This is a genomic window from uncultured Xanthomonas sp. (assembly GCF_964278005.1).
In the GTDB taxonomy this organism is placed as follows: Bacteria; Pseudomonadota; Gammaproteobacteria; order Xanthomonadales; family Xanthomonadaceae; genus Xanthomonas_A; species Xanthomonas_A sontii.
The window spans coordinates 30260-45394 of sequence record NZ_CAXYKF010000026.1 but is presented as its reverse complement, the minus strand read 5'-3'; the positions used below and the strand labels follow the sequence as shown (position 1 = coordinate 45394).

9 protein-coding genes are annotated in these 15135 nt (G+C 67.8%); 4 read left to right on the top strand and 5 right to left on the bottom strand.

Translation table 11 applies throughout. The annotated features are described in order from the left end of the window. Nucleotides 1-110: 110 nt before the first annotated feature. The 3 genes from ACHWVH_RS18985 to ACHWVH_RS18975 all read right to left on the bottom strand — a co-directional run bounded on the left by ACHWVH_RS18985 (nucleotide 111) and on the right by ACHWVH_RS18975 (nucleotide 6185). A complete protein-coding gene (locus ACHWVH_RS18985) occupies nucleotides 111-1355 on the bottom strand; it encodes a DUF819 domain-containing protein (RefSeq protein WP_017909372.1) in 1245 nt (414 codons plus the stop codon). 330 nt (nucleotides 1356-1685) lie between these two features. Next, nucleotides 1686-3755, bottom strand: coding sequence for a S9 family peptidase (locus ACHWVH_RS18980; RefSeq protein ID WP_152238045.1), 2070 nt, complete (start codon nucleotides 3753-3755; stop codon nucleotides 1686-1688). Nucleotides 3756-4226: 471 nt separating this feature from the next. Continuing rightward, nucleotides 4227-6185 (bottom strand): OPT family oligopeptide transporter, encoded by a 1959-nt coding sequence (locus tag ACHWVH_RS18975; protein WP_150411195.1) that lies wholly within the window; start codon nucleotides 6183-6185, stop codon nucleotides 4227-4229. A 282-nt stretch (nucleotides 6186-6467) separates the two neighbouring features. Between ACHWVH_RS18975 and ACHWVH_RS18970 the strand changes: the two genes are divergently transcribed. Beyond that, nucleotides 6468-8234: a peptide MFS transporter gene (locus ACHWVH_RS18970; RefSeq protein ID WP_394687767.1), complete on the top strand. Its 1767-nt coding sequence runs from the start codon at nucleotides 6468-6470 to the stop codon at nucleotides 8232-8234. 169 nt (nucleotides 8235-8403) lie between these two features. Here the strand turns inward: ACHWVH_RS18970 and ACHWVH_RS18965 are convergent, their stop codons facing one another. Both ACHWVH_RS18965 and ACHWVH_RS18960 read right to left on the bottom strand, forming a co-directional pair. Further along, a complete protein-coding gene (locus tag ACHWVH_RS18965) occupies nucleotides 8404-10386 on the bottom strand; it encodes an alpha/beta hydrolase family protein (RefSeq protein ID WP_394687796.1) in 1983 nt (660 codons plus the stop codon). Between the two features lie 211 nt (nucleotides 10387-10597). Beyond that, the gene (locus ACHWVH_RS18960; protein ID WP_267084786.1) at nucleotides 10598-11605 is read right to left on the bottom strand and encodes a LacI family DNA-binding transcriptional regulator; all 1008 of its coding nucleotides are present in this window, start codon (nucleotides 11603-11605) and stop codon (nucleotides 10598-10600) included. 95 nt (nucleotides 11606-11700) lie between these two features. Between ACHWVH_RS18960 and ACHWVH_RS18955 the strand changes: the two genes are divergently transcribed. The 3 genes from ACHWVH_RS18955 to ACHWVH_RS18945 are packed head-to-tail and all read left to right on the top strand — an operon-like array spanning nucleotide 11701 to nucleotide 15134. After that, nucleotides 11701-12753 (top strand): sugar phosphate isomerase/epimerase family protein, encoded by a 1053-nt coding sequence (locus tag ACHWVH_RS18955; protein WP_394687766.1) that lies wholly within the window; start codon nucleotides 11701-11703, stop codon nucleotides 12751-12753. Between the two features lie 27 nt (nucleotides 12754-12780). Continuing rightward, nucleotides 12781-13998 carry a nucleoside permease gene (locus tag ACHWVH_RS18950; protein ID WP_267084788.1) on the top strand — a complete coding sequence of 406 codons (1218 nt, stop codon included), beginning with the start codon at nucleotides 12781-12783 and terminating at the stop codon, nucleotides 13996-13998. Nucleotides 13999-14009: 11 nt separating this feature from the next. After that, nucleotides 14010-15134 carry a Gfo/Idh/MocA family protein gene (locus ACHWVH_RS18945; RefSeq protein ID WP_267099555.1) on the top strand — a complete coding sequence of 375 codons (1125 nt, stop codon included), beginning with the start codon at nucleotides 14010-14012 and terminating at the stop codon, nucleotides 15132-15134. Nucleotide 15135: the final 1 nt, after the last annotated feature.

The following is a 15135-nucleotide window of genomic DNA, read 5'->3' as shown; positions in this document are numbered from 1 at the left end:
CGACAGGAAACCTTGTGGGTGAGAGCCGCAGCACGCGTAACCCCACCGCAACGCTCGCCTGAAGCGGTCGGCACGAACGCTTACCTTCTGCGGTGGCGCGCCCGCGTGACTCAGCCCGCACCGGCCATCGCGCGCAGGGTGATGCCGACCAGATAGGCCAGGTACGTGCCGGTGGCGTAGCCCATCGTGCCCAGCAGCACGCCGACCGGGGCCAACGCCGGATGGAACGCGGCCGCCACCACCGGCGCCGAGGCCGGGCCGCCGACGTTGCTCTGCGAGCCGATCGCGAAGTAGAAGAACGGCACCCGCAGCAGCTTGCCCAGCGCCAGCAGCAGCAGGACGTGCACGATGAGCCAGATCAGGCCGAGCGCGAAGATCCAGGGCCGGTCGAACAGCGCCAGCAGATCCATCTGCATGCCGATGCAGGCGATCAGGAAATACAGCAGCAGCGTGCCGATGCGCGAGGCGCCGGCGCCCTCGAGGGTGCGCGCGCGGGTGAAGCTGAGCAGCAGGCCGAAGGTGGTGGCCAGCACCACCACCCACACGAACGGCGAGCCGAGGCTGAACTGCTTGGCCCAGCTCACGTTCGCGTCGAACCACGCCGCGGTCGGGGTGGCGATCGCATGCGCCAGGCCGACCGCGCCGAAGGCCACGCCGACGATCAGCATCAGGTCGGTGAGGCTGGCCACGCGTTCGTGCTGAGCCTGGAAGTGGGCGATGCGCTGCTTGAGGTCGTCGATGCCGCGGGTGTCGGCGCCCGTGCGCGCATCGATCGCCGGCGCACGTTGCGCAAAGAAGATCAGCAGCGCCATCCACACGTAGCCGACGCCGACGTCGACCACCGCGAACTGGCCGAAGGTGGTGGCGTCGACCTGGAACACCTCGCGCATCGCCAGCATGTTGGCGCCGCCGCCGATCCAACTGCCGGCCAACGCGGCCATGCCGGCCCAGGTGTCGCCGGCCACGGTCACCGGATGCAGCCACTTCATCACCTGGAACGCGACCACCGCGCCGAGCATGATGCTGAAGGACGCGCCCAGGTACATCGCCACCAGCTTCGGCCCCAGCCGCAGGATGCCCTTGAGATCGATGGTGAGGGTGAGCAGCACCAGCGCCGCTGGCAGCAGCACGTCGCGCGCGACCGGGTTGTAGAGCGAATTGTGCTGGCCGTCGATCAGCCCGACGGTGTTGTAGATGCCGGGAATCAGGTAGCACAACAGCAGCGCCGGCACGAAGCCGTAGAAGCGCTTCCAGACTCCCGACGGCCGCGCCGCGGTCCAGAACACCGCGCCCAGGGTGGCGGCGATCAGGCCGAAGATGACGATGTCGTTGGTGATCAGGGGCGTCGAGGGCATCGGGCTTTAGGGCGGTGATTCGGGAGTGGGGATTCGGGATTCGTGCGCCGCGATTGGAGGTTTGGAGGTGTCAACAAAGATCGAAAGAGAGCAACAGGCCGCGGGTGAATTCGCAGGAGCGATGCGCTGCAAGCGCCCTGTTGTTTTTGTGGGAGAGGCTTCAGCCCCGACGCTTTAGCGGTAAGGCGTCGGGGCTGAAGCCCCTCCCACAAGGGCCATCGGATTACCGGGATCGCGGGAAAATCCCGAATCCCGAATCCCGAATCCCGAATCCCGGGACCTGGGCCGTATTCCCAGAAGGGGCCCGGGAAACCCAGGCCCCAGGTCCCCTCACTGCCCGATATGCTGCTTCAGCCAGCCGTTGACCGTGTCGTGCCAGAGGATGCTGTTCTGCGGCTTCAGCACCCAATGGTTCTCGTCCGGGAAGTACAGGAACTTGGACTCGATGCCCTTGCGCTGCAGCGCGCCGAACGCGGCCAGGCCCTGCTCCATCGGGATGCGGAAATCCTGCTGGCCATGGATCACCAGCATCGGCACCTTCCACTTGTCCACGTGCAGGATCGGGTTGAACTTTTCGTAGCCGGCCGGGTTCTGCCACGGCGTGCCGCCGTTCTCCCACTCGCTGAACCACAGCTCCTCGGTGGCGTAGCCCATCATGCGGTTGTCGAACACGCCGTCGTGGTCGACCAGGCACTTCCACGGCTTGTTCCAGTTGCCGGCCATCCAGTAGACCATGTAGCCGCCGTAGCTGGCGCCGAGCGCACAGGCCTTGTCGCCATTGAGGAAGCCGTACTGCTTCTGCGCCGCGTCCCAGCCCTTCTGCAGGTCTTCCAGCGGGCGGTCGCCCCAGTGCTGGCTGATCGCATCGGTGAAGGCCTGGCCGTAGCCGGTGGAACCGTGGAAGTCGATCATCACCACCGCGTAGCCCTGCCCCGCATAGGTCTGCGGGTTCCAGCGATAGCTCCAGCCGTTGCCGAAGCTGCCCTGCGGGCCGCCGTGGATCAGGAACGCCACCGGATAGGTCTTGCCTTCCTGGTAGTTGTACGGCTTGACCACATAGCCGTGCACGGTGTCGTTGTTCCAGCCCTTGAACGAGAACTGCTCGTAGTCGCCGAACTTCACGTCCGGCAGCAGTTCGCCGGCGCTGGGGGTGATGGCGCGCGGCTGCTGGCCATCGGCGTCGGCGACCACGATCTGGTCGCCGCTCTTGAGGCTGTTGCGGGTGAAGGCCAGGGTGGTGCCGGCCAGGACCGGTGAGCCGACGCTGCCGTCGGCGGCCACGGTGCGGACCTTGCCATCGGCCACGTCGACCGCGAACAGCGGGTGCTGGCCCATGTCGTCGGCGGTGGTATAGATGGTCTTGCCGTCGGCCGAGAGCACGAGCTCGCCAGCCGAGCGATCCCACTGCGGGGCGATCTCACGGGTCTTGCCGCTGGCCACGTCCATGGCCATCAGGCCGAAGCGGTCGGCCTCGAAGCCGGGGCGCTTCATCGCACGGTAGAACAGGGTCTTGCCGTCGGCGGAGAACACCGGGCCGGCGTCCCAGGCCGGGTTGGACGCGGTCAGGTTGACCGGCGCGGCCTTGCCGGCGGCGTCCAGCCGGTACAGGTCGAAGTTGGTCGACCACGGTTCTTCGCGGCCGGCCACGCGCACGCTGGCGACCAGCGACTGCCCGTCCGGCGCCCAGGTGTAGTCCTCGCTGCCGCCGAACGGCTTGGAGGGGATGTCGCCGGCCAGGGTCACGCTGACCGCCGAGGCGCCGGCGACCGGCTTGGCCTTGGCGCCGGCCGGCAGCGGCGCGACGAACAGGCTGTTGCGGCGGCCGTCGTTCCACGTATCCCAGTGGCGCACGAACAACTGGTCGAACACCACGCCGGTGGCCTTGGACTGCTTCTTGGCGTCCAGGCGCTTCTGCGTGCAGGCCAGGTCCGAGCCGCAGTCCTGGAACACGCCGGCGCTGAAGGCCACGCGGTCGCCCTGCGGGGCGATGCGGTAGCTGTCCACGTCCAGCGCGAAATCGGTGAGCTGGCGCGGCGCGCCGCCGGCCAGCGGCAGCGCGTACAGCTGCTGGCGGCCGGACTTGGCGCTGAGGAAGTACACGGTCTTGCCGTCGGCCGACAGTTCCGGCGAGTTGACGTTCCAGCCTTCCGGGGTCAGCCGCTTCGGCGGCGCCGCATCGCGGGTGCGCAGGTCGCGCAGCCACAGGCTGGTGCTGGACTTCTCCAGCGCCTTGTCCATCTGCCGCTTGGCGAAGATCACCGTGCCGCCATCGGGCGTCAGCAGCGGCGAGGACACCCGGTCCAGCGCGACCATGTCGCGAACTTCGAAACCGCGGGTGGCGGCCAGCGCGGGCAGCGCGGTCAGCAGGGCCAGGGGCAGCAAGGCGTAGCGCAGGGTCATCGGGCGTCTCCGGAACACGGCAAAACGTCGATGGTAGGGGCCGCGGTGGGCGTGGCGCAAAGGACTGAAGTCATGGAAGAGCTGGGAATGGGGAATCGGGATTGGGAATTGGGAAGCGCGGTGCGCTGGCTCGGCTGTGATTACGAAGACCCGCACTGACCCGGTTTCGGATAGCAAGCGGACCGTGGCCATACCGCGGCCAGATGAGCGTGGTGGATCGGGAGTGGCCGCGAGGCACTGATACGGCGAAGTGCAGCAGGCCGGTGCCGAAGCTGGCCTTGGTGGTGAGGCGGACCGCGGGAGGCGCACGCGGCCGGGGCAAGATTCGGTCTTTGCGACACACGCGGCGCGGAGCAGCCAGCGAGAAGCTGATGTGATCGGCAAGTGCGGCGCGCGGGCCCGGCCGGAAAAAGCGAAGCCCGGCGCGGGGCCGGGCTTCGGATGTTGCGTTGCAGGAGGCGATTGCGCCGGTTACGTGCGCGGCGCGGCCGCGGCTTCGCCCTTGCGGCCGGTGCGGTACAGCAGCCAGCCGACGAAGGCCAGCAGCGCCAGGCCGTACCACTGGTTGAGGTGGAATGCTTCCGGCAGCGCCAGCACGTCGGCGCGGCCCGAGGCCACGATCGGCACCGCGATCGCAATGCCCATCAACGCCTCACCGGTGATCAGGCCCGCGGCGAACAGCGTGCCCGGGCGGTGCACGCGATCGCGGCCCTCTTCGTCATCAGCGCGGATCTTGTGGAAGCGCTCGACCAGGTGGGTCAGCAGGCCGCCGAGGAAGATCGGCACCATCAGCTCCAGCGGCAGGTAAATGCCGATCGCCGCGGCCAGCACCGGCACGCGGAAGCGCTTGCCGGTCTTCTTCAGCCACTCGTCCAGCGCGATGATCGCCGCACCGACGCCGGCACCGATGCCGATCATGGTCCACGGCAACTCGCCGCCGAACAGGCCCTTGGCCACCGACGCCATCAGCGTGGCTTGCGGCGCCGCCAGCGCATTGGGATGCTGCGGCGTGGCTGCGCCGATGCCATAGGCCTGGGCCAGCAGATTCAGCACCGGCGCCATGATCAACGCGCAAGAGAACGCGCCGATCGCGAGCATCAGCTGCTGTTTCCACGGCGTGGCGCCGACCAGGTAGCCGGCCTTCAGATCCTGCAGGTTGTCGCCGCCCACCGCCGCGGCGCAGCACACCACTGCGCCGATCATGATCGCGGCGACCGCGCCGATCGGCGAATCGCGCCCGAGCAACAGCACCAGCACCGCCGAGGCGAACAGGATGGTGGAGATGGTGATGCCGGAGACCGGGTTGTTCGACGAGCCGATCAGGCCGGCCAGGTAGCCGGACACCGAGACGAACAGGAAACCGGCGACGATCATGATGAGGGTCATCGGCACGCTGACGTGCCACTGGCCGACGATGGCCTGGTACAGGCCCAGCAGCGGCAGCGTGCACAGCAGCAGCGCGACCAGCATCCACTTCATCGGCAGGTCGCGATCGGTCTCGGCCACCGCGGCGCCGCCGGTGCTCTTGCGCGCCGCGGCGAAGCCGCTCTTGACGCCCGACAGCAGCGACTTGCGCAGCGAGAACAGCGTCCACACGCCGCCGATCAGCATCGCGCCCACGCCCAGATAGCGCACCTTGGCCGCCCAGATGCCGAACGCCGCTTCGGCCGCCGGCGCATTGACCAGGCTCTGCGCCAGCGCCGGGTCGGAGCCCATGAAGAACTGCTGGTACAGCGGGATGGCCAGATGCCAGGACAGGATCGAGCCGGACAGCACCACGATGCCGACGTTGAGCCCGACGATGTAGCCCACGCCCAGCAACGCCGGCGACAGATTGGTGCCGACGTAGCCGACCATCTTGCTGCTGCCGATGTATGCGGCCTGCGCCCAGGTATCCGGAATCACCTTCAGGCCGCTGGCCGCGCCGAGCTTGACCAGCCCGCCGATCGCTGCCGACAGGCCCAGGATCTTCAGCCCCGGCCCGGGATTCTCACCGGCCTTGAGCACTTCCGCGGCGGCCTTGCCCTCCGGGAACGGCAGCGGATCCTCGACGATCATCGAGCGCCGCAGCGGCACCGAGAACAGCACCCCGAGCAGGCCGCCCATGCCGGCGATGCCGAGCACCCACCAGTACTTGAAGTCCGGCCAGTAGCCCATGATCACCAGCGCCGGGATGGTGAAGATCACCCCGGCCGCGATCGAGGAACCGGCCGAGGCGCCGGTCTGCACGATGTTGTTCTCGAGGATGGAACCGCCGCCGAGCAGGCGCAGCACCCCCATCGACACCACCGCCGCCGGAATCGCGGTGGCGATGGTCAGGCCGGCGAACAGACCGAGGTAGGCATTGGCGGCGGACAGCACCACGGCCAGCACGATCGCCAGCACCACGGCACGGAACGTGAGCTGGCGCGGCGCGGCAGCGTTGTTCATGGTTACCCCTGAAACGACAAAAACGCTTTGCACGCTAGCGTCTGGGGCCGGGCAAGTCCAGCATCGCGGTGCCCAGCTTGTGGCACATGCCTGGGGGCGGGGATTGGGGATTCGGGATTGGGGATTTGCAGAGGCTGAGGCAGCTGTTAGCCCCTCTCCCACCGGGAGAGGGGTTGGGGTGAGGGTACGGCCGCCGCCGAACCACCCATGCCGCGCGCCGCCATTCGCGCGGCCCCCCGCGCGCCTATACTCCGCCGCTGCCTTCCTGCGCCGAGAGTCGCCGTGTCCGTGTCCTCCCTGCCGCTGCGCGACGCGCGCGACGATTTCCTCGGCCATCCCAAGGGCGTCTACGTCTGTTTCTTCACCGAGATGTGGGAGCGCTTCTCCTTCTACGGCATGAAGGCGCTGCTGCTGCTGTACCTGACCAAGTACCACCTGTTCGGCGACGACGCGGGACTCGACCTGCTCGGCGCCTACGGCGGCCTGGTGTACTGCGTGCCGGTGCTTGGCGGACTGCTCGCCGACCGCTGGCTCGGCATGCGCAAGGCGGTGGTGTTCGGCGGCCTGCTGCTGGTGCTCGGCCACATCGGCATGGCTTTCGAGGGTCACGCCGCCACCCGGGTCAACGGCGAGGTGGTCCGCGACACCGCATCCCTGGGCGTGACCTACCTGTCGCTGGCACTGATCATCATGGGCGTGGGCTTCCTCAAGCCCAACATCTCCACCATCGTCGGCAAGCTGTACCCGGCCGACGATCCGCGCCGCGATGCCGGCTTCTCGCTGTTCTACGCCGGCATCAATCTCGGCGCGCTGTTCGCCTCGCTGGTCTGCGGCTTCCTCGGCGAGGCCTACGGCTGGCGCTACGGCTTCGGCGCGGCCGGCATCGGCATGCTGCTCGGCCTGGGCATGTTCCTGTGGGGCCAGAAATACCTGCACGGCCACGCCGAACCGGCGCAGCCGGCGCTGCTGCGCGAGCGCATGCTGGGCGTGCCGCGCGAATGGGCGATCTACCTGTGCGCCGTGCTGGGCGTGCTGCCGGTGGCCGCCTTGATGTGGGCCGCGGCCAACGGCGCCTTCAGCCTGGGCGGGGAAATTTCCCTGGCCCTGCTGCTGATGCTGCTGGTGCTCGGCGCGGTGCTGCTGTGGTTCGCCTGGTTCACCGGCACCCAGTGCACCCCGGTGCAGCGCCAGCAGATGATCGCGCTGATGGTGCTGATCGCGATGGCGCTGGTTTACTTCACCCTGTACGAGCAGACCTACGGCTCGTGGGTCACCTTCACCGACCGGCTGATGACCAAGGACATCGTGCCGTCGCTGGTGATCCGCGGCGGCACGCCCCTGCCCTGGTCGATCGCCTCGTTGCTGCTGGCGCCGCTGGGCTTCGTGCTGGCGGCCTCGCTGTCCGACCGCCGCCCCGGCTCGTCGGCGCCGCGGCGGCTATTCGTCGCGGTCAGCGCGTTGATGCTGCTGTTCCTGATCCGCGACTGCCTGGTGCTGCCGCAGACCGCCGGCTCCCTGACCTATCTGGGCGCGCTGTTCCTGGTGTTGCTGGCGCCGCTGTTCGCCGCGCTGTGGGCGTGGTTGGCGCGGCGCGGACGCGAGCCGTCCAAGCCGGCCAAGTCGGCGATGGGGCTGTTGCTGGCCGGCCTGTCCTTCGTGCCACTGGCACTGGCCGCGCAACAGGTCGGCGCGACCGGCCAGATGGCGAGCGTGTGGTGGTTGGTGCTGGCCTACTTCGTGCTGGAGGCCGGCGAAATGTGCCTGTCGCCGGTCGGCCTGTCGGCGGTGACCCAACTCGCGGTGCCGCGCGTGGTCAGCCTGATGATGGGCACCTGGTTCCTGGCCACGGCGTTCTCCGAGGCGCTGGCGGCGCTGTTCGGCAAGCTGGCCGCGATCGAGGTGCCGGATGGCCAGACCCTCAACATCGCCGACGCCGCGGCCAAGTACGCGCACCTGTTCTGGCTGCTGCTGTGGATCGGCGTGGGCTGTGCGGTGCTGGCCTTCCTCGCCGCGCCCCTGCTGCGGCGGATGATGCATGGGGTGCATTGAGGGGATTGCCGCTGAGGTCGCATCATTGCGACCGCGATTTCGCCGCAACGAGCGTCAGGCCCAGCTGCCGACCAATCAAGGCGAGTGCGGTCCGGACCTGCCCCGGACCGCACTGACGTCGTGCGCCTGCGATGCGTGCCGTGCAGGCATGCATCGCCAGTCGGACCCCTTACGGCTTCGCTGCCGCCGGCGCCGCCTGCGCGCCGCCCAGCGACTTGCTCAGGAACGCCAGCAGCCGGGTGTAGAAATCGCGACGATGCGCTTCGGTGTAGAAGCCATGGCCCTCGGTCGGGACGTACAGCGTCTCCACTGGCACCCCCGCCTTCTTCAGGGCGGCTTCCATCTTTTTGGAGTGCTGGATGGGCGCGCGCTCGTCCTCGCCACCCGCCGCCAGGAACACGGGCACCTTGATCTTGTCGGCCAGATTGACCGGCGACACCGCAGCCAGCTCGCTGGGGGAACCGACCCATTCGCGCAGATAGGTCTTGCCCGAATCGCGCTGTTGAGTATCACCTTTGACGTACAACATAGGTAGATCGTAAACACCGACATAGCCGGCGGCGCAGCGATACAGCGACGGCTCCTTGGCCACGCCCATCAGCGACGCATAGGCGCCATAGCTGGCACCGAACATGCAGATGCGCTGCGGATCGGCAATCCCCTGGGAGATCGCCCAACGTGTGGCATCGGTGACATCGTCCTGCATCGCGCCGCCCCACTGCTCACCACCCGCCAGAGTGAAGGCGCGGCCGTAGTTGGCGGAACCACGGTAGTTGATCTGTAGCACGGCATAGCCAGCGCTCGCCAGGATCTGCGCACTTTCGTTGAACAAGCCGCTATCGAAGACACCAATTGGTCCGCCATGCGGCATCACCACCATCGGCACCTTGCCGGACGCGGCGGCAGCGGGCAAGGTCACGAAACCGTGCAGTGCGAGGCCGTCGCGCGCCTGCAACGATACAGGCCTCACTTCGGCCAGCTTGGGCGGCTGCAGCGCGGCACGCCGCGCAAAGGCAAAGTCCGCTTTCTTGGCCTCGGTATCGAACAGGTAGAACTCGCCGGGATTGCGCCCGGACGTCACCTGCACAAGGTTGAGACGACCGTCGCGGGTACTCGACGTAACATAAACGGACTGCCCAGGAAACGCAGCTTCCAATGAACGCTGGGTCTTCGCCTCTGGTGAAGTCGAATCAAAGAAAAGCGTGTGCGGTTTATCGCCGAGCACCACGACGCCGATCGGAACGTGGGTGCCATGGCGATAGAGCGTGTCGTGTGGATCAGCCAATGGATCGCGCGCCACCACCTTGCGCTCGCCGGTGTCGGCACTCCACGCCTCAATGACATCGCTACCACTCGCCTGCTCAACGCGCAGATAAGCGACTTTTCCATCTTCTGAGAAACCGAGAGGCTCTTCGACGCGATGACTTACCGTCTCGTCGTTGAGCAACCGCCAGTCGCCGCCCTCGGCGCCGCGGTAGAAAAGCTTGCTGGCTCTATCCGCATCGGCGCCCATAGCAAAGCGCACTTTGCCCTGCTCGTCGGTAAAAAACTTGGCGCCACGTACCTTTGGCGAACCCACCAGTGGCCGCCGGCGGCCGCTATACACATCAAGCACTTCGGTACGGCTGTACGGATCCTGGGTGACGCTGAACGGATACACCCGGATCACGACGTTGCGATCATCCCCCGGCAGCGGACCAACCCAATCCGCGGCGACCTTTTCCACCTTCTTGGTCTGGATCAACGTACCCGGTCCATTGCCGGTCACTCGCTGCCCCACTAGCAATTCAGCTGCACTGCCATCGGCATTGATCGCAAACAACTCGCCGGTCGGGCGAGGCTCGTCCATCGCGCCGATCTTGACGTCCATGCTGAACAGCACACGCGTATCGTTGACCCATTCGAAGTCGGCGACATGGGTGTTCTTCTCCATCGAGAAACTGCCGACGATCTTGTTGTCGGCGCGCCGCATCACCGCCAACGCGGTGCGATCCGCCAACGGCACGGTGGCCGCGAAATACTCACCGGTCGGCGACAGCTTGACCTCTCCGAACTCTTCCTTCTTCAGATACGGCGCCAGATCCACCTGCGCCCATGCATTCCCCGCTCCCAGCAGACACAACAACGCGACTGCGTGCAGTCCCCTCTTCATTCCCTGTTCCCCTGTTCCTGTTGGCGTGACGTACATGTGAAGTCTAATCCAGGCGTTTGTCCGATGGCGCACCGGAAGCTGGGCGCCAACCTCCGGCGACGTCGGGGCTGGAAACTGAAAAAGCGCGCTGCCCGGAGGCCGCACGCCCGTCATCTGCCGCGGAAACGGCGGCGCGCACCGATCAGGCACATCGCCGCCGCCCTGGCGTCACCTACTGTCTCGGCGCGCCGGTCGACCCGCGCACCATCAAGCTGAAGTCCAGCGTCTGCTGCAGCGGCACGTCCACCCGTTCGATGATGGCAAGCAGCAGGTTGACCGCGCGGACACCGATCTCCCGCATCGGCTGCCTGATGGTCGTCAATGGCGGCGTGAGGTAGCTGGACGAGGCCAGATCATCGAAGCCGACGATGGACAGGTCGTCCGGCACGCGGATTCCCAGGTCCCGGCAGGCCGCCAGGGCACCCAGTGCCATTTGATCGCTGAAGCAGAAGATCGCGGTCGGCGCGGGTGTACGACCCAACAGCGCCATCGCCGCCGCATGGCCGGATTCCACGGAGAAGTCGCCCGGCACGACGGTCAGGTTGCGCAGGCGGCCGCGCGCCTTGGCGCAGGCGCGAACTCCTTCCAGTCGCTGCTGATGCAGGGGATTGTCGGGCGGACCGCCCACCACGGCGATCCGCGCGTGCCCCAGTCCATACAGGTGGTCCATCACGGCGCGCGCGGCGGCCGCGTTGTCGATGTGGACGCTGGGAATCCCCAGCGCCGGGTCGAACTCGCAGCCGTTGACCACCGGCGCGGCGTCGCCCTGCTGCTTGACGATCTCACGCGCCGTCGGCGGCAAGCGGTGCCCCAGCACGATCAGGCCGTCCGCCTCGTTGCGTGGGAGCATCTGCGCGTAGCGCTCCTCGCGGTCGGGTTGGTGCTGGGTATCGCCCAGCAGCACGGCGTAGCCGACCGCCTGCGCGGCGTCTTCCGCGCCCTGCAGGATCTGGGCGAAGAAGGGATTGGCGATGTCCGGGACGGTGACCAGGAGCTTGCCGCTGCGCTGGGTCTTGAGCGTCCTGGCCACCGCGTTGGGGACATAGCCCAGCGCGGCGGCGGCCTGCTCGATGCGCGCGCGCGTGGCGGGCAGGACTTTTTCCGGACGGGAAAGCGCCCGCGACACCGTGCCCGCGGTGACGCCGACGTGCTTTGCGATGTCGTAGATGGTTGTCGCCATGAACTGAGCTCTTGTGTCTGCTGTGCAGTGCACAACGGGTCTTGCGGGAGGCCCATGCTAGGATGATTCAATCGATTGCATGAGGGCGAATCACGTTGAAGACGCTCAAGGGTCCAGCGCTGTTCCTGGCACAGTTCATCGCCGACACACCTCCCTTCAATCGCTTGGACACGCTGGCCGAATGGGCCGCGGGCCTGGGCTATTCTGGCCTACAAATACCGACCAGCGCGCCCCACCTGTTCGATCTGGCCCAGGCCGCGCACAGCCAGGCGTACTGCGACGACCTCGCCGGCATGCTGGCCGGGCATGGCCTGCAGATCACCGAGCTGTCCACCCACCTGCAGGGACAGCTGGTCGCCGTCCACCCCGCCTACGACGGCCTGTTCGACGGCTTCGCACCGCCGGACAAGCGCGGCAACCCCGCCGCCCGCCAGGCCTGGGCGGTGGAGCAGCTGCAGTTGGCCGCCAAGGCCAGCCAGCGCCTGGGACTGACGGCGCATGCCACGTTTTCCGGCGCGCTGGCCTGGCCCTACTTCTATCCCTGGCCGCAACGCCCGCCCGGACTGGTGGAAGAAGCCTTCGCCGAGCTCGGCCGGCGCTGGCGTCCGATCCTGGATGCCTTCGACGCCTGCGGCGTGGACCTGTGCTTCGAGATCCACCCGGGCGAGGACCTGCACGACGGCGCCACCTTCGAGCGCTTCCTCGACGTGGTCGACCAGCACCCACGCGCCAAGATCCTGTACGACCCCAGCCACCTGCTGCTGCAGCAGATGGACTACCTGGGTTTCATCGACCGCTACCACGCGCGCATCGGCATCTTCCACGTCAAGGACGCGGAGTATCGCGCCAGCGCGCGCAGCGGCGTCTATGGCGGCTACCAGGACTGGATCGATCGTCCGGGGCGGTTCCGTTCGCTCGGGGATGGCCAGATCGACTTCAAGGCCATCTTCTCCAAGTTCGCGCAATACGATTTCCCGGGCTGGGCGGTGCTGGAGTGGGAGTGCTGCCTGAAGCATCCGGAAGATGGGGCGCGTGAGGGGGCTGCGTTCATTCGCGACCACATCATCCGCGTGACCGAACGCGCCTTCGACGATTTTGCCGGCAGCGGCGCCGATCCGGCGTCGCTGCGCCTCATGCTGGGAACCTGAGTCATTACCGCCCTGGGAGGGGACGCCATGACGCACACCATGTCGCGCTTGGGCGCGATGATGTTTCTGCAGTTCTTCATCTGGGGCGCCTGGTTCGTGACCCTGGGAACCTACCTGGTGCAGGGGCCGCTACACGCCAGCGCGAGCCAGGTGGCGACGGCGTTCCTCAGCCAGTCCATCGGCGCCATCGTCGCGCCCTTCCTGGTCGGCCTGATCGCCGATCGCTACTTCGCGGCGCAGCGCATCCTGGGAGTGCTGCATCTCGCAGGTGCGGTACTCATGTGGCTGGCATCCACGGCGACGAGCTTCGGCGTGTTCTTCGCCTGCGTCATGGGCTACATGCTGCTGTTCATGCCGACGCTGGCGCTGGCCAACAGCGTGGCGATGCGGCACATGCAAGCGCCGGAAAAGCAGTTCCCGCCGGTGCGCGTGGCCGGCAGCGTCGGCTGGATCGTGGCCGGCGTGCTGATCGGCTGGCTGGGCTGGGAACAGGCGCATCGGCTCGAGCTGACCTTCCGGATGGCGGCGCTGGCCTCGCTGGCCCTGGGCCTGTATGCCTTCACCCTGCCGCACACGCCGCCGCTAGCGCGCCAGCGCGATGCCGGTCTGGGGCAGATCCTGGGGCTGGACGCGCTGCGGCTGCTGAAGTCGCGCTCCTATCTGGTGTTCTTCCTGGCGTCCATCGCCATCTGCATCCCGCTGGCGTTCTACTACAACTTCACCAACCCCTACCTCAACGATCTGGGCGTGCGCGGCGCGGCCGGCCTGCAGTCGCTGGGCCAGGTGTCCGAAGTCCTGCTGATGCTGGCCATGCCGTTCCTATTCGTGCGGCTGGGAGTCAAGACGATGCTGGCGGTGGGCATGGCGGCGTGGGTGGTGCGCTACGCGATGTTCGCCTTCGGCGATGCCGGCGGCGGCTTTTCCCTGCTGGTGATCGGCATCGTGCTGCATGGCATCTGCTACGACTTCTTCTTCGTCACCGGCCAGATCTACACCGATGCGCACGCCGGCCCGGCCGCTCGCAGCAGCGCGCAGGGCTTCATCACCCTGGCCACGTACGGCGTGGGCATGCTGATCGGCACCTTCCTGTCCGGCGCCGTGGTTGAGCACTACACCACCGCGGCGGGCCCGGACTGGCGGCAGATCTGGCTGTTCCCGGCCGGCGTGGCACTGGTGGTGCTGGTCGCCTTCCTGCTGCTGTTCCGCGACCGGCCCGCCGTCGCGGCCGCCCCCTCCGCGCCTTGAGGATCCCCCCGATGCCCAAGCTTGGAATCGCCATCGTCGGCACCGGCATGATCGGCGCCGTGCACCGTCGCGCGGCACTACTGGCGGGCGCCTCGGTCCGCGGCGTCGCCGCCTCGTCCCCGCAGCGCGCACGCGAGGTGGCGCAATCGTGGGATGTCCCGCATGCGTATCGCGACATCGAGGAGGTGGTCGCCGATCCGCAGGTGCAGGTCGTGCACGTCTGCACGCCCAACCATCTGCACCGCGCCATGGCGCAGGCGGCGCTGGACGCCGGCAAGCACGTGATCTGCGAGAAGCCGCTGGCCACCACGCTGGAGGATGCGCGGGCGCTGGCGGCCCTGGCCCGCGCGACCGGGCTGGTCGCCACGGTGCCCTTCGTCTACCGCTACCACCCGGTGGTCCGCGAGGCGCGCGCCCGCATCGCCCAGGGCGAACTGGGGCCGCTGCGCCTGATCCACGGCAGCTATCTGCAGGACTGGCTGCTGGATCCGGCCAGCAACAACTGGCGCGTGGACCCGGCGCTGGGCGGCGCGTCGCGCGTGTTCGCCGACATCGGCTCGCACTGGTGCGACCTGGTGGAATGGGTGAGCGGCGAGCGCTTCGCCGAAGTCAGCGCCGCGCTCGCGACGGTGATCGCCGAACGCGGCACCAACACCGGACAGAGCTTCACCACGCCGGCGGCGGGTGGCGCGATGCAGGCGGTCGCGAGCGAAGACGTGGCCATGGCGATGCTCCGAACCGGCGCGGGCACGCTGGCCTCGTTGACGGTCAGCCAGGTCTCGGCGGGGCGCCGCAACCGCCTCTGGTTCGAGATCGACGGCGCCCAGGCCAGCGTGGCGTTCGACCAGGAGGACGCCGAACGCCTGTGGATCGGCCGGCCGGACCAGCGCGAGGAAGTCTTCGTGCGCGGACCGGGTGCCGGCAGCGCCGAACAGCGCCGGCTGGCGACGCTGCCGGCCGGGCACGCGCAGGGCTACGGCGATTGCTTCGAGGCGTTCGTCGCCGACACCTACCGCGCCATCGACGGCGAGCGGCCGGACGGCCTGCCCACCTTCGACGACGGGCTGCGCTCGGCGCTGATCGTCGATCGCGTCATCACATCGGCCAGGACACGCGGCTGGACATCCATCGACTGAC

Excerpts from the sequence above, each read along its gene's own strand:
- ACHWVH_RS18985 (WP_017909372.1), bottom strand. The coding sequence starts at position 1,355 with ATGCCCTCGACGCCCCTGATCACCAACGACATCGTCATCTTCGGCCTG.
- ACHWVH_RS18980 (WP_152238045.1), bottom strand. The coding sequence starts at position 3,755 with ATGACCCTGCGCTACGCCTTGCTGCCCCTGGCCCTGCTGACCGCGCTG.
- ACHWVH_RS18975 (WP_150411195.1), bottom strand. The coding sequence starts at position 6,185 with ATGAACAACGCTGCCGCGCCGCGCCAGCTCACGTTCCGTGCCGTGGTG.
- ACHWVH_RS18965 (WP_394687796.1), bottom strand. The coding sequence starts at position 10,386 with ATGAAGAGGGGACTGCACGCAGTCGCGTTGTTGTGTCTGCTGGGAGCG.
- ACHWVH_RS18960 (WP_267084786.1), bottom strand. The coding sequence starts at position 11,605 with ATGGCGACAACCATCTACGACATCGCAAAGCACGTCGGCGTCACCGCG.
- ACHWVH_RS18950 (WP_267084788.1), top strand. The coding sequence starts at position 12,781 with ATGACGCACACCATGTCGCGCTTGGGCGCGATGATGTTTCTGCAGTTC.
- ACHWVH_RS18945 (WP_267099555.1), top strand. The coding sequence starts at position 14,010 with ATGCCCAAGCTTGGAATCGCCATCGTCGGCACCGGCATGATCGGCGCC.